Here is a 23,151-nt window from a genome sequence, read left to right as displayed (position 1 = left end):
CTTAGCGCGGGATACAAGCTTTGGGAAGAAAGGATACTGGCCTGATTGGACGATTCTGTCCGCGCGCTGGAAAAGGGCAGGCGTCACCCGCGTGCAACCCTCCCAAGCTACATTCGCAATTGGCGTCACGGCGTGTTGCCCCATGTTGTGTTCTATGGCAAACCCGGTGCTAATTAACGACCTATTGCGGAATTCGGATCCTCATGAGCGATACTTCTCAACGCCGGACCATGATGGTGGACACACAGGTCCGGCCTTCGGACGTGACGAAATACCCTATCATCGACGCGATGCTGACCGTTCCCCGCGAGCAATTCGTGCCGGACGGGCAGGCCGAGGCCGCCTATGCCGATACGCTGATCGCGCTGGGTGCCGGCCGGGTCATGGTGGAGCCGCGCACGTTTGCGAAGATGCTGGATGCGGTCTCCGTGCAGCCCGACGAACTGATCCTGAGCGTCGGCGGTGGCCTTGGCTATACCGCTGCGGTTCTTGCGCGGATGGCCGAGTTCGTGGTGGCTGTGGAGGACGAGGACCTCGCGTCCGAGGCCGAGAGCCGTCTGTCGGACGCCGGGATCGACAACGTGGCCGTCATCGCCGGGCCGCTGGTGGACGGGGCCGCCAAGCACGGTCCCTATGACGTGATCTTCGTCGAGGGCGCGATCGAATTCCTGCCGCGCGCGCTCGAAGAACAGGTCGCCGAGGGCGGACGCATCGTCGCGATCTTCGCGGACGGCAACCTCGGGACGGTTCGTGTGGGCCAGAAGGTCGATGGACATCTCAACTGGCGGTTTGCCTTCAATGCCAGTGCGCCGGTTCTGCCCGGTTTTTCGAAGGCCAAGGAATTTGCGCTCTGACGACACCTGAAACGGGGCGGCAGAGCGGTAGAAGAGGGACAGGCACATGACGCGTAATACCGCCCGGACGGGCACCTGGATGGCGAGGGCGGCGCTGGCGCTGAGCGTAGCTCTGACGCCGGTTGCGGTTTCCGCCGAAACGCTGGCGGACGCCCTGGTCGCTGCCTACAAGAATTCGGGGCTCCTGGAACAGCAGCGCGCCCTGCTTCGTGCCGAGGACGAGAACGTCGCGATCGCGGTTTCGGCTTTGCGCCCGGTCATTTCCTACTCGGCGACCGCAGGCCGGACGATCACCGATCCGGCGGTGGGCACCGGCGGCGTCGCGCTAACCGATACCTGGAACGCGTCGGTGACACTTTCGGCCCAGTTGCTCCTCTTCGATTTCGGCCAGACCGACAAACAGATCGAGATCGCGCGTGAGAACGTCCTGATGACCCGCGAGGCGCTCGTGGGGGTCGAACAGAACGTGCTCCTCAACGCCGCCATCGCCTATCTCGACGTGGTCTCCGCGAACGAGGCGGTCGGCCTTCAGAACAACTCGGTGCGACTGATCACGCAGGAACTGCGCGCCGCACGCGACCGGTTCGAGGTTGGTGAAATCACCCAGACCGACGTGTCGCTCGCCGAAGCCGCGCTGGCGGCCGGCCGGGCCAATGCCGCCGCGGCGCAGGGCCAGCTTCTGGTCGCTCGTGAAAGCTACAAGGCGGCTGTCGGTTTCTACCCCGGCAATCTCGCCCCCCTGCCGCCCCTCCCGCGCATTCCCGAGAGCGTCGAGGCGGCCAAGGCACAGGCGCGCGTGCGCCATCCCGATATCCTTTCGGCCCAACGGGCGGTGACGGTGGCCGAGAAATCGGTCGAACTGGCCAAGCTCTCGACCCGGCCCACCGTGACCGCGACCAGCAACGTGACCCGCACCGCGCGCCCCGGAGACACCATGACCGGAACGGCGGGGATCACCCTGTCGGGTCCGATCTATGCGGGCGGCCGTCTGACCGCGCTCTACCGCCAGGCCATCGCACAGTCGGAAGCGTCGCGCGCGGCGCTTCTCATCACAACGCAGGCCATCGAGCGTGCAGTCGGCAATGCCTGGGCCCAGCTGACCGTGGCCGGTGCCAGCCTTCAGGCCACGGACCAGCAGATCCGGGCCAGCCAGGTCGCCCTGCGCGGCGCGCGCGAGGAAGCGACACTCGGCGCTCGCACGACGCTCGATGTGCTCAATGCCGAGCAGGACCTGCTCGACGCGCAGACCTCGGCGGTGCAGTCGCGGGCCGATCGCTATGCTGCGGTCTATTCCCTGCTGTCCTCCATGGGCCTGCTCACGGCGGAGCATCTGCACCTGGGCATCGTCACCTACGATCCTCGGGCCTATTATAACGCCGTTCAGGGCGCGCCCCTGCGGCAGGTCAGCCCGCAAGGGCAGAAGCTCGACCATATTCTGGAAGCGCTGGGCAAGAACTGACCCAAACCGCGTCCAATCAAGGAAAAACCGTGGCGAATTAAGGGTTTCGTCACGGTTTTTTTGTGTCATGCAAGCAGTCCGATTGCCCGCGAGGCGGGCTCTGGATATGGTTGGGCAGCGAGAAAACGGGACCGAAACGAATCTATGTCTGAACCAGTGACCACCGCCGAGATCGAGGATGTGCTCTCTGCCGTGCGGCGCCTCGTGTCCGCCGCCGACCCGGACAAGCGGGACGACAAGTCGGAAGTGCGCTCGGCCCTGGTCCTGACGCCAGCGTTTCGTGTCGATGCGCCCAGCTCCGAAGCGCCTGCAGAGGACGCGACGGAGGAGGCGGCGCCATCCACTGAGACTTCAGCACGGTCCGTGGCATTCCCGGACGAACGCGCCCAGGGCGGTCCGGAGAACGGAGCGGCATCCGATGCCGCGTCCGAAGAGGCGGATGAGGACACCAATCTTGTCGATGTGTTGCAAGCTGCCCTCGAAGAAGCTGAACGCTCTGAAAGGGAAGACCGCTTGAACTGCGGCGATAAGGAAGCAGAGGCCGAGCCAGAAGCGCCCGAAGCGCCGATGGCGGTCATGACCGAAGCGGATGAGGCGGCGATGGACGAAGACCTCCGGTCTTTGGAAGACCGGATTGCCGAGCTCGAGGCGGTTGTCGGCGAGGCGCCCGATCAGGACATGGCCTTCGAGCCGGACATCTTCGAGACGCTGACCAATGTCGAGCATTTCGTATTTCGTCATACTGTCGCCCCGTCTGACCTTGGGGTGCCTGTCGGCAAGGACCGTGCCGAGGCTGTTGCGGAGGTGAAGGCACCGGCCAAGGCCGTGGCGCCAGACGTGAAAGCCCTTTCGGAAGACCCTCTCGTGTCGGGCGATGTCTTGGCCGACGCGGACGCTGAGGCCGACGAGGAACCGTTGGACGACGTTTCCATCGAGGTGTCCGTGGTGGAGGCCCCCGAGGCTCCGTCACAGGCCGACGCGGCAGAGTGGGAAGATTTCGACAACATCGAAATGCCCTACGACGTGGAGGAAGTGCCGGAGGACGAGGAAGAAACCGACGTCGACCTCTCGGCTTTCGACTATGGCTCTGACGCCGGCAAGGACGCCCACAGTGTCACCGATGCCCCCGCATTCGAGGGATACGCCGAGGCGGAAGCGGGCACGGAAGACGATGACCTCGTCATCGACGAGGACATGCTCCGCGAGATCGTTGCCAGATTGGTGCGGGAAGAGCTGCAGGGGACCATGGGGGAACGCATCACCCGGAACCTGCGCCGCATGGTGCGCCGCGAAATCGCCCGTGCGCTCGCGCTCAAGGACTTCGACTGACGGTCTGGGGCCGTCGCTCGGTCATCGGGCGAGGGCGAGGATCCCATCCACATCGAGATGCCGCTCCACATGCGCTGCGAGCGCATCGAGGGTCGTCTCGACCTCATCCTCGTAGCTGACGCCGGAAGGCGCTGCGCCGAGGTCTGACAGGTACGCATGCCGAAAGGCATCGGAGCCGAAGATCCCGTGCAGATAGGTGCCCCTGACGCGGCCCGAGGCATCCGTGGCTCCTTCGCTCCGCCCGTCGATCTCGATCCATCCACGCGCGGCATCCGGCCCGCCCGTCTGGCCCATGTGGATCTCGTATCCAGTGACCGAGGCCCCCGAGGGGCGGTGGGTGCCATCGACGAGCGCGAGCGTCTTGGTCGGAGCCAGGGTCGTCGTCACGTCGAGCAGTCCCAACCCCATCGCAGAGCCGCCGCCTTCGACGCCGCCGGGATCGCGCAGAGCACGCCCCAGCATCTGGTAACCGCCGCAGATCCCAAGAACGTGCCCGCCACGACGCACATGGGACAGTAAGTCGACGTCCCAGCCCTGCGCCCTGAAATCAGCGAGATCGGCCAGCGTCGACTTCGATCCGGGGATCAGGACGAGCGTCGCATCTCCGGGCAGGGCGCGACCGGGTTCGATGATCTCCACCGTGACACCAGGTTCGGCGGCCAGCGGATCCAGATCGTCGAAATTCGCGATCCGGTTGAGGCGCGGGACCGCGATCTTCACCTGTCCCCCGGCACGTGGCGCGACGAGGTCCATGACGTCCTCGGCCGGCAGTTTCCAGGCGTCCGGGAAGAAAGGCAGGATCCCGGCGGCCTGCCATCCGGTGCGCGCTGCGATGGCGGTGACGCCTTCATCAAAGAGTGTAACATCGCCTCGGAACTTGTTGACAATAAAAGACTTGATGCGGTTTCGGTCGTCGGAAGGCAGGACCGCATGGGTGCCCACGAGCTGCGCGATGACGCCGCCCCGGTCGATGTCCCCGACCAGCACGACAGGCACATCCGCCGCTTCCGCGAACCCCATGTTGGCGATGTCGCCGGCCCTCAGGTTAATCTCCGCCGGGCTCCCCGCGCCCTCGACGAGCACGAGGTCCACGCTGGCGGCGAGGCGGTTGAAGCTGTCCATCACCGGGCGCATCAGCTCGGGCTTGAGCGCGGCGTAATCGCGGGCGCGGACCGTCGCGAAGCGCTTGCCCTGCACGATGACCTGCGCGCCGGTGTCCGTTTCGGGCTTCAGAAGGACGGGGTTCATGTCGACCAGGGGCGCGCGCCCGGCGGCCCGGGCCTGAAGCGCCTGGGCGCGGCCGATTTCGCCCCCGTCCGCCGTGACCGCCGCGTTGTTGGACATGTTCTGCGGCTTGAATGGCGCGACCGACAACCCCCTGTGCAGGGCCGCACGCGCCAGCGCGGCCACGAGAAGCGATTTGCCGACGTTCGAGCCGGCGCCCTGGATCATCACTGCCTTTGACATGCCATCCGAGTAGCGCGCGGGTCGGGCCAAGGGAAGGGGCCATGTGGAGAGGAAGCAGCAGGGCGCAAAAACGAAAAGCGCGCCCTGCAGAGGGGCGCGCTTTCCGGTTAGCGGCAGCTTTGCTTCGCCTACGCGGCCAACTGCCTAAGCAGCTTCGGCGGCCTCCGCAGCATGACGACGCTCGCTTTCTTCACGCGACAAGGCGACGGAGGTGCGCACACCTTTGCCCACGAATTCCATGAGGCCCTTCACAACCCGTTCGTTCGGGTCGATGCCCGCACAGGAGAGGACTTCACGGCCATCGCGCGAGCGCGCCCAACGGGCGATCTGCTCAGGGCCGTTTCCGTATTTCTTGTCGTCTGCGATCGCGTCGTCGAGGGCGGCGAGGACCACGGCTGCAAAAAGCTTGCGCGCCCTGTTCCCCTGTTCGTGATTGAAGGCAGTACCATCGACGTTGTCGAGCATTCCAAGTCCTTTTGTTGTTCTTGTCTTGCACTTCTTGGCGTGCGGGCCAATATGCCGTTTCAGCGCCGATTCGATATTGGCTGGGGCGCATAGCTACTATGCATCTAGCGCATAGCTCGCCAAGGGTGAACACAAAACCTAGTCTTCTTGCGCGGCACAAGTCCACCGGATATAGGTGCTGCCGAACGTCCGTCAACCTTTTGTCACGGTTTTGCTGCATGCCGAAAATCAACGGTAACGAGATCCGCCCCGGGAACGTCCTGGAGCATAACGGGGGCCTTTGGGCCGCCGTCAAAGTCGACCACGTGAAGCCCGGGAAGGGCGGCGCCTTTGCCCAGGTCGAACTGCGCAACCTGCGCAACGGGTCCAAGCTCAACGAACGCTTCCGGTCCGTGGACAAGGTCGAGCAGGTCCGGCGCGAGATGCGCGACATGCAGTTTCTATATGAAACCGACGGCGTCCTGACCTTCATGGACACCGAGAGCTACGAGCAATACGAGCTTTCGGCCGAGCTGCTTGGGGAACGTCGTCCCTTCCTTCAGGACGGCATGACGATCCACGTCGAATTCTACGACACCGAGGCGCTCAACGCTCGTCTGCCGCAGAAGGTGACCTGCACCATCGCCGAGACGGAGCCGGTCGTGAACGGCCAGACGGCAGCGAAGAGCTTCAAGCCCGCCGTGCTCGACAATGGTATCCGCCTGCAGGTGCCGCCCTTCGTGGGACCGGGCGAGGCGATCGTGGTGAATACGGAATCCATGGAGTATTCCGAACGCGCCTGACCCCGTCTCAAGCGCCGATGGCGGCGAGCAGCCGTTCCACCAACCCGCGGTAGCTCGTCCCGAAGAGCCTCAGGTGCACGAGGGCCGGCCAGAGCTGGTAGACGTGGCGCCGCACCTCCCATCCGGGTTCCAGCGGACCATAAGCCCTGTCGAACTCCGGCCCTGGTCGTCCGAAGAGCGTGAGCATGGCGAGGTCGACTTCTCGGTCCCCATAGGCGCAGGCCGGGTCGATGAAATGGATCTGCCCGCCGGGACCGAAGAGGATGTTTCCCGTCCATAGATCCCCGTGCAGGAGCCCCGGTCGCGGCGCGCGGGGGAGGAGCCGCGGGAGGCGTTCGCAGGCACGCGTCAGTCGTTGTCCCAGTCCCGGCAGATGCCTGATCTGGGGCAGGAGCCGTGTCGCCGCCCAGTGGTCCGGCCAATCCGTCCCGCCCTGCGCCGGGATGATGACGTTGCGGAAGGCATAGCTTTCCGTCCAGCCGTAGTCGGTGCCGGTCACGGCATGTTGGCGCGAAAGGACGTCTCCTACCGCGGCCCATGACGCGGCACCGGGGGCGGCTTCTTCCAGATGCTCCAGAAACAGGAAGGCTCCCGATTGTCCCAGAACCTCGGGCACCGGCGTTCGCGCGTCGCGTAGTGCGGTAAGCATCCGGGCTTCGCGCGCCACGAGCGGCCCCATCTTGACGACCATCGCCCGCCCGTCGCGCAGGGTGACATGGGACACCTGCGACAGCCCGCCGCCATGCAACGCGCGCCGCCGGGCGATGCATTCCCCGAAGAGCGACAGCGTGGTGGCATCGAGCGCGTCGGGGTCAGACATCGGACCCTTTCGCCGTCATGCCGGCTTCCAAGTAACCGTCGCCTCGCCTGCCGTCATGGGGCCCTTTGCCCAGTCGAAGCGCAGGTAGGCGATGGCCTTCTCGCCCGCGACGGTGTGCAGGGTCCCGGCAACCTTGCCGTCTTCGTTCACGATGTCCGCTCCCGGTTCCGCCGTGCCCGCCAGTTCGACGGTGACGAATCCCTTGCGAAGCTCGGTCTTGTGCTTCATCCGGGCCGTCACTTCCTGTCCGACATAGCATCCCTTGCGGAAGTCGACGCCGTGCAGCCGTTCGAACCCGGCTTCGAGGATATAGGTCTCGGGGGTCAGCTCCTGTCCGGTTTCCGGAATCGTTTGGGCGACGCGGATCGCATCCCAGTCAATGGCATTATCCGGCGCATCGTCAGTTACAGACCCCGCGTCGCGATAGGCCCGCCAGCCAAGGGCCGGGTCACGCGGATCGGGCAGGGCCCCATCGGGCGCCTCGTCAAGACCGCGCAGGACAATCATATCCGTCGCCTCGATCGTCACGTCCTTGCGCAGCCGGTAGATGCCCAGGCGCTGCGCCGCCATGTGCGCGAGCGATGTGTCCACGTCGAGGAGAACGTCGTCCTTCCGCGTCAGGATGAAGAAATCCGCGATGTATTTCCCCTGCGGCGTGAGCAGCGCCGCATAGACCAGACCTTCTGTCGCCGTCACATGGTTTGTCACGAGCCCCTCCAGGAAGTCGATCCGATCCGCGCCGGTGAGGCGCAACACTGTGCGGTCCTTGTGAACCTCGCCCGTCGTCGCTGAAGTCGCCTGCATTGTTGCCGCTCTCTTTCTCTATGCCAGATGTGTGACTATTGATTTAACAGTCCCCATTGTCGCCACCAACCCGTGAGAGACGCACAGACCATGCGCGCCGCCCTGTCCATCGTCATTCCGACCCTCGATGCCGAGGCCACCTTGCCCGCCGTTCTCATCGCCTTGATGGAGGGGGTCGAGGCGGGGATCGTCCGGGAACTGGTGGTGTCGGACGGTGGCTCGTCCGACGCAACGCAGCATATCGCGCAGGAAGTCGGCGCACGGCTCTTAGCGGGGGAGGCCGGCCGGGGCGGCCAGCTTCGGCGCGGTGTCGCGGCGAGTTCGGGCGACTGGCTTTTGGTGCTCCATGCCGACAGCGTTCCGGGACCCGGCTGGGTCGAGGCGGTCGAACGCGGCATGGCGCGGGGCGGGCCGGGATATTTCCCCCTTCGGTTCCGGGCGCGCGGCTTCGGACCGCGACTGACGGCGGCTTGGGCGAACCTGAGGGCCAAGAGGCTGGGCCTGCCCTTCGGCGATCAGGGGCTCCTCGTGTCGCGGGCCGATTACGACCGGACGGGCGGATATCCCGATCAGCCACTGATGGAGGACATGGCCCTTGTGCGCGCCTTGCCGCGCGCAAAGCCTCTGGAGGGCTGGATCGAGACCGGATGGGACCGCTACGAGGGGCGCTGGATCGCGCAGGGCAGCGGCAATCTTCTGCGGCAGGTCCGGTTCCTTGCCGGTGCCGATCCGCACAAGCTCGCCCGAAGGTATCCCTGAGCCTCACCGCGCGCTGTGCATCCGGCAGCGGAAGGTCACTGTATCTGTGCAGCGGGGCCGATTGACGCCTCGCCGCGCCGCGCCTACCGCTTTGATCCCAGACATCAGGAGCCCCGCATGACGCTTTCCCAAGGCCGCACCTATCTTGCCATTCCCGGACCCTCGGTCAGCCCCGAGCGGGTGTTGAACGCGATGCATGTGTCGGCCCCCAACATCTACGAGGGCGCGCTGGTCGACATGGTGCACGCGATGGTACCGGACCTGAAGGCCGTGGCGCGGACGGCGGGCGATGTGGCGATCTATATCGCGAACGGTCATGGCGCCTGGGAAGCGGCGGCGATGAATGTCCTCGGGCCCGGCGACAAGGCGCTGGTGCTCTCGACCGGGCGCTTCGCGGCGCTCTGGGGGATGATCTGCGCGCGGCTGGGCGTCGAGGTCGAGGTGATCGAGTTCGGCCGTCAGTCTCCGGTCGATCCGGCACAGGTCGAGGCGGCGTTGAAGGCCGATAGCGACCACCGGATCAAGGCGGTGCTCTGCGTTCACGTCGACACCGCGACCAGCGTTCTGAACGATATTCCGGCCATTCGCGCCGCTATCAACGCGGTCGGGCACCCGGCGCTCTTCATGGTCGATTGCATCGCCTCTCTGGGCTGCGACCGGTTCGAGATGGACGCCTGGGGCGTCGATGTGATGGTGGCCGCCAGCCAGAAGGGGCTGATGACGCCGCCGGGTCTGGGCTTCGTCTTCTTCAACGACAAGGCGCGTGCGGCGAGTGTGCGTTCGGTCAGCTACTACTGGGACTGGGGCCCCCGTTCGGCGCCTGATTTCTTCTACCAGTTCTTTGGCGGCACCGCGCCCACCCATCATCTTCTGGGGCTGCGCGAGGCGCTGAACATGATAGGCGAGGAAGGCGGGGTCGAGGCGGTCTGGGCCCGTCACGACCGGCTGGCACATGCCGTCTGGGCGGCGGTGGCCGCCTGGGGGCAGGACGTTGAGATGGCGATGAACATCGCCGACCCGGCCGACCGGTCCCGCGCCGTCTCCTGCGTCAGGATCGGGAATGGCAACGGGCTGCGGCTGCGCCGCTGGGTCGAGGGGAACGCGGGCCTCACGCTGGGCATCTCGCTCGGCATGAACACCGAGGCGGATCCGGGCGGTGACGACTATTTCCGCATCGGCCACATGGGGCATGTGAATGCCCATATGGTCCTGGGCGCGCTCGGGGTGATCGAAGCGGGGATGGCCGCGCTCGACATCCCGCACGGGGCGGGAGCGGTCGCGGCGGCAGCGCGGGTGATTGCCGGGCGCTGACCGGCCCGCGCGGGTCTGAAACGACGAAAGGGTGCGGCTCTCGCTGCGCCCGTTTTTTGTGCAAATGGGAGAGGGCGCAGGCGCGAGAGGGCCGCGAATTTGCAACCCATTGGCCTTGCGCATAGAAATCGGAGGCAGGGGTTGCGCGTGAGGGCTGTTCCTTCAAGCCTGAACCAACCGACGCGCGGATGTGCCATGAATTACGACAAGATCGACCGCAAGGCCCGAAAGGTAATGGAGGCCAATGATCGCGGGCTTTATACCGTGCCGACCAAAGGCCTTTACCCCTATCAATGGAACTGGGACTCGGCCTTCGCCGCTTGGGGCTTCGCGAGTTACGACCCCAAACGCGCCTGGGCCGAGCTTGAAACGCTGTTTCAGGGTCAGTGGGATACCGGCATGGTGCCGCATATCGTTTTTCACAAACAGGCCTTCGGCTATTTCCCCGGCCCCGACGTCTGGCGCATCCCGCGCGTGCCGCACACCTCGGGGATCAGCCAGCCGCCCATCGCCGCCACCATGGCGCGCGCCGTTTATGAGGCCGACAAGCGCTATGGCCGAATTCATATGGAATTGCTCTATGGCCGGCTCGTCAGCTGGCATCGCTGGTGGATGCAGAACCGGGTCGAGAACGGCATGGTCGCGATCACCCATCCTTGGGAAAGCGGGCGTGACAACGCGCCTGACTGGGACGCAGCCCTTACCAATGTCGATATCAGCGAGGTGGGAGACTACCACCGCTCCGACACCGATCACATTGACCCATCGATGCGACCGACCAAGCTCGACTACGACCGCTACGTCGCACTTGTGCAATTGAGCCAGAAGGCCGGTTGGGACGAGGCCAAGATCGCCGAGGTGAGCCCCTTCCGTGTCGCCGATGTCGGCATGACGTTCCTTTTTCTGCGCGCATGCCGTGACCTCCTGCACATCGCGGCCGAGTTCGATCACGGCACGGACGAGATCGAGGGCTGGATCCAGACCTTGAAGCAGGGGGTGAAGGCGCATTGGAACGAGGCGCGGGGGTTCTATGACAGCGTGAACCTGCGCACCGGGGCCTTCACCAACACGCTCTCGTCGGCCAGTTTCCTCAATTGGTTCGCGGGGATCCGGGACGACCGGCAGCTCAAACACCTGCACCGTATTCTCGATCAGGTCGCCTTCGGCATCCCGTCACTCGACCCGGAAGACCCGAAGTTCGATCGGTTCAAATACTGGCGGGGGCCGGTCTGGGGGATGATGAATTCGCTGATCGGGATCGGGCTGGCGGAAACCGGGCACACCGTGCTGGCCGAGCGGATCCGCAAGGACACCCAGAGACTGATCGCCGAACATGGGTTCTACGAGTATTTCTCGCCGGTGGATGGGGCCTCGGCCGGAGGCGGGGCCTTCACCTGGACAGCGGCGATCTGGCTCACCTGGGCGTCGCCCCACGCCAAGGGCCGGTTCTGAGGCCTGACCGGCACCGAGGCGGCCCCGGTGCCGGTCAGAGGTCAGTTCCCCGAAAGGCAGGTCTCGAGCGACGTTGCGAGGTTCTCGATCAGCGCCGCATAGAGCCCCGGTCCCGCCGGCACGAGCGCTCCGGTCGCGTCAAGAGTTCCTAGCGTGAGGCCGGTTTCCGACGCCAGGGCCTCAAGCAAGGCCGGGTCGTGGTTCGGTTCGGCGAAGGCACAGGACACGCCCTGTTCCTCCACGGCCATTCGCAGCGCGTCCACCGCCGCCGCCGAGGGCGACGAGGCATCGCTCGGTCGCACGCTGCCAAGCACCTCGATCCCGAAGGCGTCGGTGAAGTAGCCGAAGGCATCATGGAAGGTGATGATCTCGGCCCCCTCATAGGGGGCGAGCCGAGTGGTGATCTCGGTCGCCTGCGCCTCGATGGCGGCCACGGCGGTGTCGGCATTGGCGCGGTAGGTATCGGCGTTCTCTGCATCGCGCCTGGCCAGTTCCTCGGCGATGACCTTGACCCAGGCCGCCGCGTTCTCCGGGGCGAGCCAGGCATGGGGGTCGGCGCCATCGTGCTCGTGTTCGTGCGCGTGGTCGTCGTGGTCGGCCTCCTCGGTATGATCGTCGTGATCATCGTGATCTGCCGTGCCGTCATGCGCTTCGGCCAAACTGCGCAGATGGGTCGATGGATGCTCCAGAAGCTCGATGCTCTGACCTTCCGACAGGTTGGCGACCAGCCGGGCCAGCCATGGCTCGAGGTCCTCGCCCATCCAGATCACCAGATCGGCCTCGGTCAGACCCCGGGCCTGACTGGGTTTCAACTGGACCGAATGTGGGTCAGCGGACCCGTCGAGCAGCAACTGGGGCTCGGCGACACCGGCCATCACCTGAGAAACCAGCGAATGAACCGGGGCGATATCGGTGACGACGCGCGGGGCATCGGCAAAGACAGGTGTGGCCATGATGGCAAAGAGAGGAGGGAGGAGGGTAAGTCGCAACGGCTTGTCCTTTTGGTCTCGTTATAGTATCACAATTCGGCAGTAACGTAATATCATAACATTGCCGTCTGCAATCCCGAAAACGCGGGCCCGGCGGAAAACTCCGGACGGCCGGCTACCCGAACTTGATGGAAGGCTCGACACATGACGTCTGATCCGATGCTCGCGTTTCACGAACACGACCATGCGGCCTGCACCGTCGACCTGCTTGGCCAGGCAGAGGCGGCCTGCGCCGAAGCCGGGGTGAAACTTACCCCCGTGCGCCGCGCCACGCTCGAGATCCTGCTGGCCGATCACCGCGCCATGGGGGCCTATGAGGTTCTGGAGAAGCTGGGCAAGGCCGGGTTCGGCACGCAGCCGCCGGTCGCCTACCGGGCCCTCGATTTCCTGGTGGAGCAGGGGCTTGCGCATCGCATCCGTCGGCTCAATGCCTTCACCGCCTGCATCCATCCCGCCCGCAAGCATGCGCCCGTCTTCCTGATCTGTGCGGCCTGCGACGCCGTCGCCGAGGCGGGCGGCGCGCGGGTCCGGGCCGCGCTCGATGCAGCCGCCGCGTCGATCGGCTTCGAGGTGGAACGCGCCAACGTTGAGGCGCTGGGTCTTTGTCCCGCCTGCCGAGAGGCCCGCGCATGAGCCTGATCGCGGCCAACGACATCAGCCTGTCGCATGGCGAGCAGCTGGTTCTTGATGGCGTCTCCCTTGCGGTCGAGCCCGGCGAGATCGTGACCCTCGTCGGTCCCAACGGGTCGGGGAAATCCAGTCTGGTCAAGACCCTGATCGGGCTGACCCGCCCCGAGCGCGGAACGGTCACGCGCAAGCCCGGATTGCGCCTTGGCTACGTGCCGCAGAAGCTGCCGCTCGATGCGAACCTGCCCATGACGGTGGCGCGGTTTCTCGATTTGCCGGTGCGGCGGTCGCGGGCGGAGGTGGAAGAGGCCCTGGCCGACACCGGGTCGCAGGGGCTCGAAGGCAAGCAGCTCTCGGCCCTCTCCGGTGGACAGCTTCAGCGAGTCGTGCTGGCGCGCGCCCTTCTGAACGATCCTGAGCTTCTGATCCTCGACGAGCCGACGCAGGGCCTCGACCAGCCCGGCGAGGCGGCCTTCTATCGGTTGCTCGAACGTATCCGCGACACCAAGGGCTGTGCGGTCTTCATGGTCTCTCACGACCTCCATGTCGTGATGAGCGCCTCGGACCGCGTGATCTGTCTTAATCATCATGTCTGCTGTGAAGGCACGCCCCATGTCGTGCGCGACGCCCCGGAATACCGGGCGCTCTTCGGGCCGGGGACAGGAGGTGCGCTGGCGCTTTACCAGCATGAACATGACCACAGTCATGACCACGGCCACGACCATGCACACGGGCAAGATCAGGGCCACGAACACGGGCACCCGCATGTTTGACGACTTCCTGTTTCGCGCCGCTGTCGCCGGCGTCGGTCTCGCCCTCGCGACCGGTCCGCTTGGGAGTTTCGTCGTCTGGCGGCGCATGGCCTATTTCGGCGATGCGACCGCCCATGCGGCGATCCTCGGCGTGGCCCTGGCGCTCCTGTTCTCCGCGCCGGTCACGCTTGGCACGCTCATCGTATCGCTGGCGATGGCCGCCATCGTGAGCTGGCTTTCCACGCGCGGTCATTCGATGGATGCGACGCTCGGTGTGCTGTCGCATTCCGCCCTCGCGCTGGGGCTGGTCGCGATTTCCTTCGTGCCGGGGGTGAGGGTGGACCTTTCCGCCTTTCTCTTCGGCGACATCCTTGCCGTCACCCGAACGGACCTCGCCACCATCTGGGGCGGGGCTGCGCTGGTGGGCGTCCTGCTCATCTGGCGCTGGTCAAGACTTCTGACAGCGACCCTGTCGCCCGATCTTGCGGTGGCCAGCGGCATCAGGCCCGCGCGCGAACAGCTCGTGCTGACCCTCGCGCTCGCCGTCGTAGTTGCCGTCGCGCTCAAGGTGGTGGGGGCGCTCCTGATCGCGGCCATGCTGATCATCCCGGCCAGCGCAGCTCGCGGGTTCGCCCGCACACCCGAGGCCATGGCGATCGGCGCCATCGTGGTGGGGGCCTTCGCGGCGATCGGTGGGCTCGCGACCTCCTATTTCGCGGATACCCCGGCGGGGCCCTCCATCGTCGCGGTGGCCGCGTTGGTGTTCCTTGTGGTGTCGGTCACGCGAAGGCGCACCGCTGCCTAGGGCAGGATGTGCAGCCAGACCCAGATGGTGAGGATCGACACGACGGTGGCGGAGAGGACCGTCGTCGCCGCGACCCGCTTGGCGACCCCGTACATATTGGCAAAGAGGAAGGCATTCACGCCGGGCGCCATCGCAGCCGTCAGCACGGCACCCCGCAGCGCACCTGTCCCAAGGTCCAGCATCTGCCCGACGCCATAGGTCACGACCGGATGCAGGAAGAGCGACACCGCGCTCGCATAGGCGACGATCCGAAGGTCGCCTTCGGGTCGGTAGGCGACGAGGATCCCGCCAAGCCCGAAGAGCGCGGCCGGCAGCGCGGCCGCAGCGACGAGGTTGACGGCCTGCCCGACGGGGGCGGGGACCGCGATCCCTGACAGGTTAACCGAAAGCCCGATCACGATGCCGATCACCATCGGGTTCTTCGCCAGCATGCGGACGATGGTCTTCGCGGGCGCGAGGATTCCCTGGCCGCCGGAGCGGACGATCTCCATCGCCGTGATGCCGATCACGTAGCAGAAGGGCGCGTGGATCGCGATGATCGCGTAGTTCGGGTTGAGGCTGTCTGGCCCATAGGCGCGTTCCATGATCGGCAGCCCGATAAGGGCCGCGTTGGAAAAGAGCCCCACGAAGCCGATGGCCACGCAATCCGGCCAGTCGCGGCGAAACAGGAACCGCGCGCCAAGGAAGGCCGCGAAGAACCCGGCCAGCGCGCCGGAATAGAAGCTGAGCATCAGGGGCAGGGTGAAGTACTCGCCCAACTCCAGTGTCGAGAGCGCGCGGAAAAGAAGCACCGGGATCCCGAAGCTCTGCGCGAATTTCATCAGCCCGTCGACGGCCTGATCCGTGAACCCAAGTTTCCACCGCGCGAGATAACCGAACCCCAGGACGAGGAAGACCGGCAGGATGACGGTGATCAGCGCCGACATCAGAACTCGTAGTCGATCGTCATCCCGTCGAAGGCCGGAACGATGTGATCCGGGGTTTCCCGGGCGACGCGGTCGTAGTCCAGATCCACGTGCATGTTCGTCAGCACGCCCTTGCGGGTCTGTGACCGGGCGAGCCATTCGAGCGATCGCTCGAGGTGGCTGTGCGTCGGATGCGGCTTGTAGCGCAACGCATCGAGGATCCAGGTGTCGAGACCCTGCAAATGTTCCCAGTTGTCCTCACGCATCTCCGAGACATCGGGAAGATAGGCAAGGTCATGGATGCGGAACCCCAGCGAGTCGATGTTGCCGTGGTCGACCTCGAAGGGCTGGAAGGGGATGGACCCACCGGCGCCAGCGATCTCGAAAGGGCCGTCGATCGTGTGCATGTCGAGGATCGGGGGGTAGGAAGACCCCGCCGGCTGGACGAAAGCATAGCCAAAGCGAGACAGAAGCGCGTCCTGCGTGTGACCATCGGCCCAGATCGGAAGCCTCTTGCGCAGGTTGAAGACGATCATCCGCAGGTCGTCGATTCCATGCACATGATCGGCATGGGAATGGGTATAGACCACCGCGTCGAGCGTTCCGACATTCGCGTCGAGAAGCTGGCTGCGCAGGTCAGGCGAGGTGTCGATCAGGACCCGGGTGGTGCCCGCGTCGGTCATGCGTTCCACGAGAAGCGAGCAGCGTCGTCGCAGGTTCTTGGGATTCGTAGGGTCGCAGTCACCCCAGATGCCACCCAGCCGTGGCACCCCGCCGGACGAGCCGCAGCCCAGAATGGTGAAGCGTAGCAGCGCTGTCATGCCGTCGCCTTCCAGAACAGGCGCTCGAAGTTCGCTTGGGTCTGCGCGGCGAAATCCGGATAGGCCAGGCCGAAGAGCTCGGCACCGACCCGCGCGGTATGGGCCACGAAGGCCGGCTCATTGCGCTTGCCGCGATGGGGCGGCGGGGCGAGGTAGGGGCTGTCCGTCTCGACAAGGATCCTGTCCACAGGTGCGACGGCGAAAATGTCCCTCAACTCCTGCGATTTCGGGAAGGCCGCGATGCCCGACATCGACAGGTAGAAGCCAAGTTCGACGGACGCCTTCGCAAGCTCAGGTCCCGATGAATAACAATGCATTACGCAGGAGAACTCACCTTTCCGATGTTCGTCGGTAAGTATACGTCCCATATCCTCATCCGCGTCGCGCGAATGGATGATGAGCGGAAGCTTCGTCTGGCGTGCGGCTTCGATGTGGACGAGCAGGCTTTCCTGTTGCCGCATCTTTGTCTCGGCCGTGTAATGGTAATCCAGCCCGGTTTCCCCGATGCCCACGAACTTCGGATGCTGCGCCAGCTTGACCAGCTCCTCGACCGTTACTATCGGCTCTTCACCTGCTGACATGGGATGCGTGGCAGCGGTCCAGAACACCTCTGGGTGCGCCTCGGCGATGGCCCGAACCTGCGGGACTTGGCGCAGACGCGTGCAGATCGTGACCATGCGCGTCACGCCGGCCTCGCGGGCCCGGGCGATGACCGCGTCATGCTGGCCTTCGAAATCGGGGAAATCGAGGTGACAGTGGCTGTCCGTGATGGCGGGGATGTCGGTGTCTGCTGAATAGGTCATGGAGCTGTCTTAGCCATCAGGCCACCCGCGCCGAGGCGGTTTCGTTGATCTTGAAGACGATATCAAGGATGAGCGCCTGAGGGTCAAGGTTGACGCCCCGGCCATGCGCCGCCCGCGCCGAAATCTCCTGCGCGCGCTCGGCCCAGCGGCGGGCGCTCCAGGCGTCGGGGCTGAGGCGGGCCAGAACCGCGGCCTCGCCCGGCGCGGCCTCGATCAGGGGCGGGTGACCGGCGCCGCTGCGGGCCAGGCGCGACAGGAACAGGTCGATGAGATGCAGGACGAGTGCGTAGCGGTCGGTGTTCTGTGGTCCCGCCGCAGACCCGGCGAGTGCGATGGCGCGGGGGCGATCATACCGTGGCGCATTCGCGAAGATGGACACGATGTCCTCGTAGATCCCGAGCCCGTCCAGCTGCGCGATCCGCATGGCCCCACCGACCGATCCCATGGCGAGTTCGCCAAGCGCCTCGGCGTCCGCGCCGGGTTCCGTCCCGGCGTTGACCAGGGCACGCGCCAGATCCGGTGGCGCGAGCGGCGAGAGCCGCAGTTCGCGACACCGGGACCGGATCGTCGGCAGGAGCCGCGACGGCTGGTGGGAGATCAGAAGGAGCGTCGCGCGCGCAGGCGGTTCTTCCAGCATCTTGAGGAGCGCGTTCGCCGCTTGGGTGTTCAGCTCGTCGGCGCTGTCCACGATGACCACGCGACGCCCGCCGTCCGAGGCGGACAGGCCGAAGAAATCCCGAAGCTTGCGCACTTCGTTCACGCGAATGTCCGCCGAGATGCGGTCGCCCTTGTCGTTGGGGCCGCGCCGAAGCAGGAAGAGCCCCGGTTCCGCCAGCTGCATGGACCGGCGCATGACCGGGTGCTCCGGGTCGATGTCGAGGGTGTCCGGGGCCTCGGGCGCGCCGAAGAGGCCCCCGTCGTCCGGCGGCGTGGCCAGCAGGAACCGTGCCATCCGCCAGGCGAAGGTCGCCTTGCCGACGCCCTGCGGTCCGCTGATGAGCCAGCCGTGATGCAGGCGCCCGGACCGGACCGCCTGAAGGAACCCGGCCTCCGCCGCCTCCTGACCGATCAGGTGCCGCGTTTCGCGCGGATGCGGCGCGCCGGGCACGCGGTCGGGTTCGGGAAGGTCCATTGGGTCGGCCATGGGGCGCACTCTAGCCAAATCGCTGGCAGGGAAAAGCATGTTCGGCGCCACGTTTCCTCCGGACGAGCAAAATCGGACACATGAGACCCCGCACAACCCCGCCGACTGACCAAGGGGACTAACGGTTCAGGCCAAAATCCGACGCAGGCCTTTGACAGATCACGGCTTTGCGAGGATAAACGCATAAAGGGCCGAGGGAGGAAGGCCCCGGGGGAGTTCATGGCAAGACAGGTGCTGCTGATCGAGGACGAGCCGAATATCATCGAGGCGATTTCCTTTATCCTGAGCCGCGACGGCTGGTCCGTCGCCACCCATGCGAATGGCGAAACCGCGCTCGACGCGATCCGTCGCCATGCGCCGGACGCCCTGATACTCGACGTCATGCTGCCCGGAAAGTCGGGCTACGACATCCTGCAGGACCTGCGCGCCGATCCCACGACCGAGGATCTGCCGGTCCTGATGCTCACCGCGCGCGGCCAGAAAAAAGACCGCGAGATGGCCGACAAGCTTGGCGTCACGCGGTTCATGACCAAGCCCTTCTCCAACGCCGAGGTTCTGGCGGTGCTGCGGGACATGGCGCCCGACGCGGGGTAGGCGGGCGTGACACGGGTGCCTACGACCTTCCTCGCGCGCGAGACCTACCGCAGGCGACGTTTGATCGACGCCATTCGCGTGGTTCCCATCGTGGCGCTGCTCCTGTTTCTTCTCCCCCTGCTCGGTGCCGCGCAGATGGCCCGTTCGACGGCTTCGTCCGGGATCTTCCTCTTCGCGGCCTGGTTCGCGGCGATCCTTGCGACGGCCTTGATATCCCGCGCGCTCGCCCGCTCGCCGGGCGGGGTCGGCGCGGACCCTCTCGAACCCGGCTCGAACGAGACGGACAGGCCCGAGGCATGATCGGTTTCAACCTGCTCGTCGCGATCTGCCTCGGCTATGTCGTGATCCTTTTCCTCGTGGCCTTCTGGGGTGATACGCAGGCGCGGTCGGGCCGTGGCAATTGGCTGCGCTCGCCCCTCGTCTATACGCTGTCGCTGTCGATCTACTGCACCGCCTGGACCTTCTACGGCGCGGTCGGATACGCGGCGCGCTCGGGGCTCGAGTTCGCCACGATCTATCTCGGCCCGACCATAGTCCTCGTCGGCTGGTGGTGGATCCTGCGCAAACTCGTGCGGATCGGGCGGACGCAGCGGATCACCTCGATCGCGGACCTCATCTCGTCGCGATACGGCAAGTCGAACCTTCTCGGCGTGATCGTCACGATCCTCGCGGTGGTCGGGACGACGCCCTATATCGCGCTTCAGTTGCAGTCGGTCGTTCTGTCCTTTTCGGTGTTCTCCCGTGCGACCGGGGGAGAGAACCCGCAATCGACGGCCTTTTGGGTCGCGGTCGGGCTCGCGGCCTTCACCGTGCTCTTTGGCACGCGCAACCTCGATGCCAACGAGCGTCATCATGGCGTCGTCACCGCCATCGCGCTCGAGGCCGTGGTCAAGCTCGTCGCGCTCCTTGCGGTCGGCGTCTTCGTGGTCTGGGGTATCGCCGGCGGCCCCGGCGCCATCGCCGCGACGATCGAGGCGTCCGAGATCGCGCAGTGGGACCTGAACGGCAGCCGTTGGGTGACGATGATCTTTCTCTCGGCCTGCGCCTTCATGACGCTGCCCCGGATGTTTCAGGTGCTCGTGGTTGAGAACGTCAACGAGCGTCAGTTGGCCACCGCGTCCTGGGCCTTTCCGCTCTACATGATGGCGATGAGCCTGTTCGTGGTGCCCATCGCGGTCGTGGGGCTGCAGATGCTCCCCGAAGGGTCGAACCCGGACCTTTTCGTTCTGACCGTGCCGCTTTACTTCAAGAAATCCGCGCTGGCGACCCTGACCTTCCTGGGGGGGTTCAGCTCGGCCACCAGCATGGTCATCGTGGCCGCCATCGCCCTGTCCACCATGGTGTCGAACCATGTGGTCATGCCGCTGTGGCTCTCGGTCCGGGGGGGCGGGGCCGCCATGTCCGGTGACGTGCGGCAGGTCGTGCTCGTCTCGCGCCGGCTCTCCATCGCCGCTGTGCTCGGTCTGGGCTGGCTTTATTACCAGATTTCGGGCGGGGGCGAGGCGCTCGCGGCCATCGGACTCATCGCCTTTGTCGGCGTGTCCCAGGTGGTGCCGGCCATGGTCGGCGGGCTGTTCTGGCGCGGCGCGACACGGGCCGGCGCGGCAGCGGGGCTGATCGTCGGTTTTGTGATCTGGATTTACGCGCTTTTCCTACCTTCGTTCGGGGACAGCGGCGTGATGTCGCGCGCCTTCATGGCGGAGGGGCCCTGGGGGCTGGGCTGGCTCAGGCCGCAGGCCTTTTTCGGGATCGAAGGGCTCGACCCGCTCGTCCACGCTACATTCTGGTCGCTCGTCTTGAACACCGCCGTCTTCGTCATAGCCTCGATCTCGTCGTTCCCCCGACCGCTGGAACGGTTGCAGGGCGCACAGTTCGTCAACGTGTTCGAGCATTCCTCGACGGCGCAAAGCTGGGCGCGGGGCGCGGCGGAGGCCGAAGACCTCCTTGTCATGACCCAGCGCATCATGGGCGCGCCAGATGCGCAGGCGCTGTTTCAGGCCGAGGCCAAGCGACAGGGCAAGGAGGGCTATCTTCCTGACACGACGCCGGATTTCCTGCGCGCGCTCGAGCGGGAGCTTTCGGGCAGCGTCGGCGCGGCGACCGCCCACGCCATGGTGAGCCAGATCGTTGGCGGGGCGAGCGTGAGCGTCGAAGATCTCATGGCCGTGGCGGACGAAACGGCGCAGATCCTCGAATACTCGAACCAGCTCGAGATGAAGTCGGAGGAGCTGACAAGAACCGCGCGGCAGTTGCAGCAGGCGAACGAGAAACTGACCGCTCTTTCCATTCAGAAGGACGCGTTTCTGGGCCAGATCAGCCATGAATTGCGCACCCCGATGACCTCGATCCGGGCCTTCTCGGAGATTCTGCGCGAAGGCGGCATGGCGGCCGAAGAGACCCAGAAGTATTCCGGCATCATCCAGGACGAGGCGATCCGGCTCACCCGGCTGCTTGATGATCTTCTCGACCTGTCGGTGCTCGAGGCGGGGCAGGTCACGCTGAACTTCGAAGAGGTGGATCTGGCGAAGGTCATCGACAGGGCGGTGTCGGCAGTGCGCGGGCGCGACGGCGGGCTCGAGATCCAGCGAGCCCCGGCGCGCGAACAGCTTCGTGTTGTGACCGACGCCGACCGGCTTGCGCAGGTCTTCATCAACCTCATCGCCAACGCAGGGAAATACTGTGACGCGCCGCAGCCGAAACTCGTGATCTCGGTCGGAGGACGCGCCGGGCGGGTCGAGGTGGACTTCATCGACAATGGCAGCGGGATCCCGGCCGAAAGCCAATCGATGATCTTCGAGAAGTTCTCGCGCTTGTCGGACCATCGCAAGGCAGGCGGCGCGGGACTCGGACTCGCCATCTGCCGGGAGATCATGGAAAAACTCGGCGGCTCCGTCGACTATCTCCCGGGGCAGGGCGGCGCGGCCTTTCGGGTGACGCTGCCGCGTTAACCTTCACACTTTGTAAACCTTGTGCTGCGACTGTCGCGGTCGGAGTACTGCGTTCATGGCAGAGAGTATGACGACGGACGACAAGCCAAGCGCTCTCAGGCGCAAGGCGGGGGCAGGGCGCCCACCGCCCGAAATCGGCGCACCGACCGCGACGAAACTCCTCCGGGCGGCCATCATGCAGGCGGCACAGGATATGGCCGGGTTGACCGTGGTGGCGGGGCAACCGTCCGAAGACCGGATTACGCTTGAGCCGCTGGTGGAAGCGGTTCCGCCTCACGGTCTCATGGCCCTGGTCGAAGGACCGGCCGGGCGCTACGGCCTCGTTCTGCTCGATCCCGATGTCATCGCAGCCTTGATCGAAGTCCAGACCACGGGAAAGGTGGTGCCGAAACCCGCCGCGCCGCGCACCCCGACCCGCACCGACGCGATCATGTGCGCGGATTTCATCGACCGGATGCTGGAGCTTCTGGAAACCAAGGCAACGGAGGCGGGTCTCGATATCGCGCCGACCCTCGAAGGACACCGCTATGCGCTCGCCCTCCCCGAAGCGGGTGCGATTCCCATGACGCTCGAGGATATCCCTTACCGGCAGTTCAGGGTGGGCGTCGATATCGCCGGTGGGGCCAAGCGTGGCGAGATGCAGGTCGTCCTTCCGTTCGACCCCCTGCCGGCGCAGATGAAGGAAACAGGACATGCGCGTTCGGATCCCCCCGGTTTCGCCCGCGCACTCGAAGGGCAGGTGAACGCCTCGCACGCCGAATTGCGCGCGACGCTGCACCGTGTCGAAATGACCCTCGCAGAGGCCATGGCGCTCGTCGAAGGGGACCTGATCCCGGTGCCGGCGGAGGCACTGGCCCGTGTCGCCGTTGAGGATATCCACGGCGGCCTCGTCTGCCATGCGCGTCTTGGCCAGAGCGAGGGCCAGCGGGCCATCCGGATCGACATCGACGGCCTTCCCGGGACGGCCGAGGTTGGCACGGCGTCCATTGGCGTTGCTGCATCCAAGGCGGGTCCGAGCCTCGTGCAACCGCGCGACACGCAAGGAGCGTTGCCCGACCCGCTGGCGGATCCCGGGGATGTTCCGGACTTCGGGGCGCTGGACGACTTCGAGCTTCCCGGGCTTGATGAAAGCATGGACCTTGCCGCCCTAGAACTGGGTCAGGCGCAGGAGAATTTTTGTTGACTGCGAATCAATCAAATGGTCCGATCGCCATGATCGGGCAAGTGTTTGCCCCGGGTTGACCTGCGTCAAAGAAGGCCC

General features: G+C 65.6%; 23 protein-coding genes. 14 read left to right on the top strand and 9 right to left on the bottom strand.

The features are described 5' to 3' along the window. The first annotated feature begins 203 nt into the window (after positions 1 to 203). From KJP29_RS15365 to KJP29_RS15355, 3 genes are all read left to right on the top strand, one after another. Entirely contained in the window at positions 204 to 854 is a 651-nt protein-coding gene (locus tag KJP29_RS15365; protein ID WP_218464404.1) for a protein-L-isoaspartate O-methyltransferase, read from the top strand. Between the two features lie 46 nt (positions 855 to 900). Continuing rightward, entirely contained in the window at positions 901 to 2,313 is a 1,413-nt protein-coding gene (locus KJP29_RS15360) for a TolC family outer membrane protein (RefSeq protein ID WP_255553630.1), read from the top strand. Between the two features lie 144 nt (positions 2,314 to 2,457). Further along, entirely contained in the window at positions 2,458 to 3,642 is a 1,185-nt protein-coding gene (locus KJP29_RS15355; RefSeq protein WP_218464403.1) for a hypothetical protein, read from the top strand. 21 nt (positions 3,643 to 3,663) lie between these two features. Here the strand turns inward: KJP29_RS15355 and KJP29_RS15350 are convergent, their stop codons facing one another. Both KJP29_RS15350 and KJP29_RS15345 read right to left on the bottom strand, forming a co-directional pair. Next, entirely contained in the window at positions 3,664 to 5,109 is a 1,446-nt protein-coding gene (locus tag KJP29_RS15350) for a cobyric acid synthase (RefSeq protein WP_218464402.1), read from the bottom strand. A 144-nt stretch (positions 5,110 to 5,253) separates the two neighbouring features. Beyond that, a complete protein-coding gene (locus tag KJP29_RS15345; RefSeq protein WP_218464401.1) occupies positions 5,254 to 5,574 on the bottom strand; it encodes a DUF6280 family protein in 321 nt (106 codons plus the stop codon). 218 nt (positions 5,575 to 5,792) lie between these two features. Between KJP29_RS15345 and efp the strand changes: the two genes are divergently transcribed. Beyond that, positions 5,793 to 6,356: an elongation factor P gene (gene efp, locus KJP29_RS15340; RefSeq protein ID WP_218464400.1), complete on the top strand. Its 564-nt coding sequence runs from the start codon at positions 5,793 to 5,795 to the stop codon at positions 6,354 to 6,356. Positions 6,357 to 6,363: 7 nt separating this feature from the next. On the opposite strand, the gene KJP29_RS15335 is transcribed toward efp, so the two are convergent. Continuing rightward, positions 6,364 to 7,176 carry a fructosamine kinase family protein gene (locus KJP29_RS15335; RefSeq protein ID WP_218464399.1) on the bottom strand — a complete coding sequence of 271 codons (813 nt, stop codon included), beginning with the start codon at positions 7,174 to 7,176 and terminating at the stop codon, positions 6,364 to 6,366. Between the two features lie 15 nt (positions 7,177 to 7,191). Then, positions 7,192 to 7,980 (bottom strand): folate-binding protein YgfZ, encoded by a 789-nt coding sequence (locus KJP29_RS15330; protein ID WP_218464398.1) that lies wholly within the window; start codon positions 7,978 to 7,980, stop codon positions 7,192 to 7,194. 90 nt (positions 7,981 to 8,070) lie between these two features. On the opposite strand from KJP29_RS15330, the gene KJP29_RS15325 reads away from it, so the two are divergent. The 3 genes from KJP29_RS15325 to KJP29_RS15315 all read left to right on the top strand — a co-directional run bounded on the left by KJP29_RS15325 (position 8,071) and on the right by KJP29_RS15315 (position 11,502). Continuing rightward, positions 8,071 to 8,739: a glycosyltransferase gene (locus tag KJP29_RS15325; RefSeq protein ID WP_218464397.1), complete on the top strand. Its 669-nt coding sequence runs from the start codon at positions 8,071 to 8,073 to the stop codon at positions 8,737 to 8,739. A gap of 117 nt (positions 8,740 to 8,856) precedes the next feature. Beyond that, positions 8,857 to 10,050: an alanine--glyoxylate aminotransferase family protein gene (locus KJP29_RS15320; RefSeq protein ID WP_218464396.1), complete on the top strand. Its 1,194-nt coding sequence runs from the start codon at positions 8,857 to 8,859 to the stop codon at positions 10,048 to 10,050. Positions 10,051 to 10,245: 195 nt separating this feature from the next. Continuing rightward, positions 10,246 to 11,502: a hypothetical protein gene (locus tag KJP29_RS15315; protein ID WP_218464395.1), complete on the top strand. Its 1,257-nt coding sequence runs from the start codon at positions 10,246 to 10,248 to the stop codon at positions 11,500 to 11,502. A 41-nt stretch (positions 11,503 to 11,543) separates the two neighbouring features. Here KJP29_RS15315 and KJP29_RS15310 read toward each other — a convergent pair whose 3' ends face one another. Next, positions 11,544 to 12,491, bottom strand: coding sequence for a zinc ABC transporter substrate-binding protein (locus tag KJP29_RS15310; RefSeq protein ID WP_255553629.1), 948 nt, complete (start codon positions 12,489 to 12,491; stop codon positions 11,544 to 11,546). A gap of 144 nt (positions 12,492 to 12,635) precedes the next feature. Here KJP29_RS15310 and KJP29_RS15305 point away from each other — a divergent pair, with 144 nt between their 5' ends. The 3 genes from KJP29_RS15305 to KJP29_RS15295 are packed head-to-tail and all read left to right on the top strand — an operon-like array spanning position 12,636 to position 14,675. Then, entirely contained in the window at positions 12,636 to 13,124 is a 489-nt protein-coding gene (locus KJP29_RS15305) for a Fur family transcriptional regulator (protein WP_218464394.1), read from the top strand. Then, the gene (locus KJP29_RS15300; protein ID WP_218464393.1) at positions 13,121 to 13,891 is read left to right on the top strand and encodes a metal ABC transporter ATP-binding protein; all 771 of its coding nucleotides are present in this window, start codon (positions 13,121 to 13,123) and stop codon (positions 13,889 to 13,891) included. Before KJP29_RS15305 ends, KJP29_RS15300 begins: the two co-directional genes overlap by 4 nt. Beyond that, positions 13,884 to 14,675, top strand: a complete 792-nt coding sequence (locus tag KJP29_RS15295; RefSeq protein WP_218464973.1) for a metal ABC transporter permease — start codon at positions 13,884 to 13,886, stop codon at positions 14,673 to 14,675. The genes KJP29_RS15300 and KJP29_RS15295 overlap by 8 nt, the downstream gene beginning before the upstream one ends. Here the strand turns inward: KJP29_RS15295 and KJP29_RS15290 are convergent. From KJP29_RS15290 to KJP29_RS15275, 4 genes are read right to left on the bottom strand one after another with little or no spacing between them, the layout of a single operon-like run. Next, positions 14,672 to 15,601: an AEC family transporter gene (locus tag KJP29_RS15290; RefSeq protein ID WP_218464392.1), complete on the bottom strand. Its 930-nt coding sequence runs from the start codon at positions 15,599 to 15,601 to the stop codon at positions 14,672 to 14,674. The genes KJP29_RS15295 and KJP29_RS15290 overlap by 4 nt on opposite strands. Beyond that, the gene (locus KJP29_RS15285; protein WP_218464391.1) at positions 15,601 to 16,401 is read right to left on the bottom strand and encodes an MBL fold metallo-hydrolase; all 801 of its coding nucleotides are present in this window, start codon (positions 16,399 to 16,401) and stop codon (positions 15,601 to 15,603) included. Before KJP29_RS15285 ends, KJP29_RS15290 begins: the two co-directional genes overlap by 1 nt. Continuing rightward, positions 16,398 to 17,204: a TatD family hydrolase gene (locus KJP29_RS15280; RefSeq protein ID WP_218464390.1), complete on the bottom strand. Its 807-nt coding sequence runs from the start codon at positions 17,202 to 17,204 to the stop codon at positions 16,398 to 16,400. The genes KJP29_RS15285 and KJP29_RS15280 overlap by 4 nt, the downstream gene beginning before the upstream one ends. Positions 17,205 to 17,220: 16 nt before the next feature. Next, entirely contained in the window at positions 17,221 to 18,348 is a 1,128-nt protein-coding gene (locus KJP29_RS15275; RefSeq protein WP_218464389.1) for a DNA polymerase III subunit delta', read from the bottom strand. Between the two features lie 219 nt (positions 18,349 to 18,567). On the opposite strand from KJP29_RS15275, the gene KJP29_RS15270 reads away from it, so the two are divergent. Genes KJP29_RS15270 through KJP29_RS15255 form a run of 4 tightly spaced genes read left to right on the top strand, consistent with a single transcriptional unit; the run spans position 18,568 to position 23,073 of the window. Then, positions 18,568 to 18,942 (top strand): response regulator transcription factor, encoded by a 375-nt coding sequence (locus KJP29_RS15270; protein ID WP_218464388.1) that lies wholly within the window; start codon positions 18,568 to 18,570, stop codon positions 18,940 to 18,942. A gap of 6 nt (positions 18,943 to 18,948) precedes the next feature. Then, the gene (locus KJP29_RS15265) at positions 18,949 to 19,242 is read left to right on the top strand and encodes a hypothetical protein (protein WP_218464387.1); all 294 of its coding nucleotides are present in this window, start codon (positions 18,949 to 18,951) and stop codon (positions 19,240 to 19,242) included. Next, positions 19,239 to 21,890 carry an ATP-binding protein gene (locus tag KJP29_RS15260; RefSeq protein WP_218464386.1) on the top strand — a complete coding sequence of 884 codons (2,652 nt, stop codon included), beginning with the start codon at positions 19,239 to 19,241 and terminating at the stop codon, positions 21,888 to 21,890. The genes KJP29_RS15265 and KJP29_RS15260 overlap by 4 nt, the downstream gene beginning before the upstream one ends. 55 nt (positions 21,891 to 21,945) lie before the next feature. After that, positions 21,946 to 23,073, top strand: coding sequence for a FliM/FliN family flagellar motor switch protein (locus KJP29_RS15255; protein ID WP_218464385.1), 1,128 nt, complete (start codon positions 21,946 to 21,948; stop codon positions 23,071 to 23,073). Positions 23,074 to 23,151 lie beyond the last annotated feature (78 nt).

The organism is Maritimibacter sp. DP1N21-5 (assembly GCF_019218295.1).
GTDB lineage: Bacteria > Pseudomonadota > Alphaproteobacteria > Rhodobacterales > Rhodobacteraceae > Maritimibacter.
Note: the sequence above shows the minus strand (reverse complement) of the source record. Positions and strands in the feature narration are given on the sequence as shown.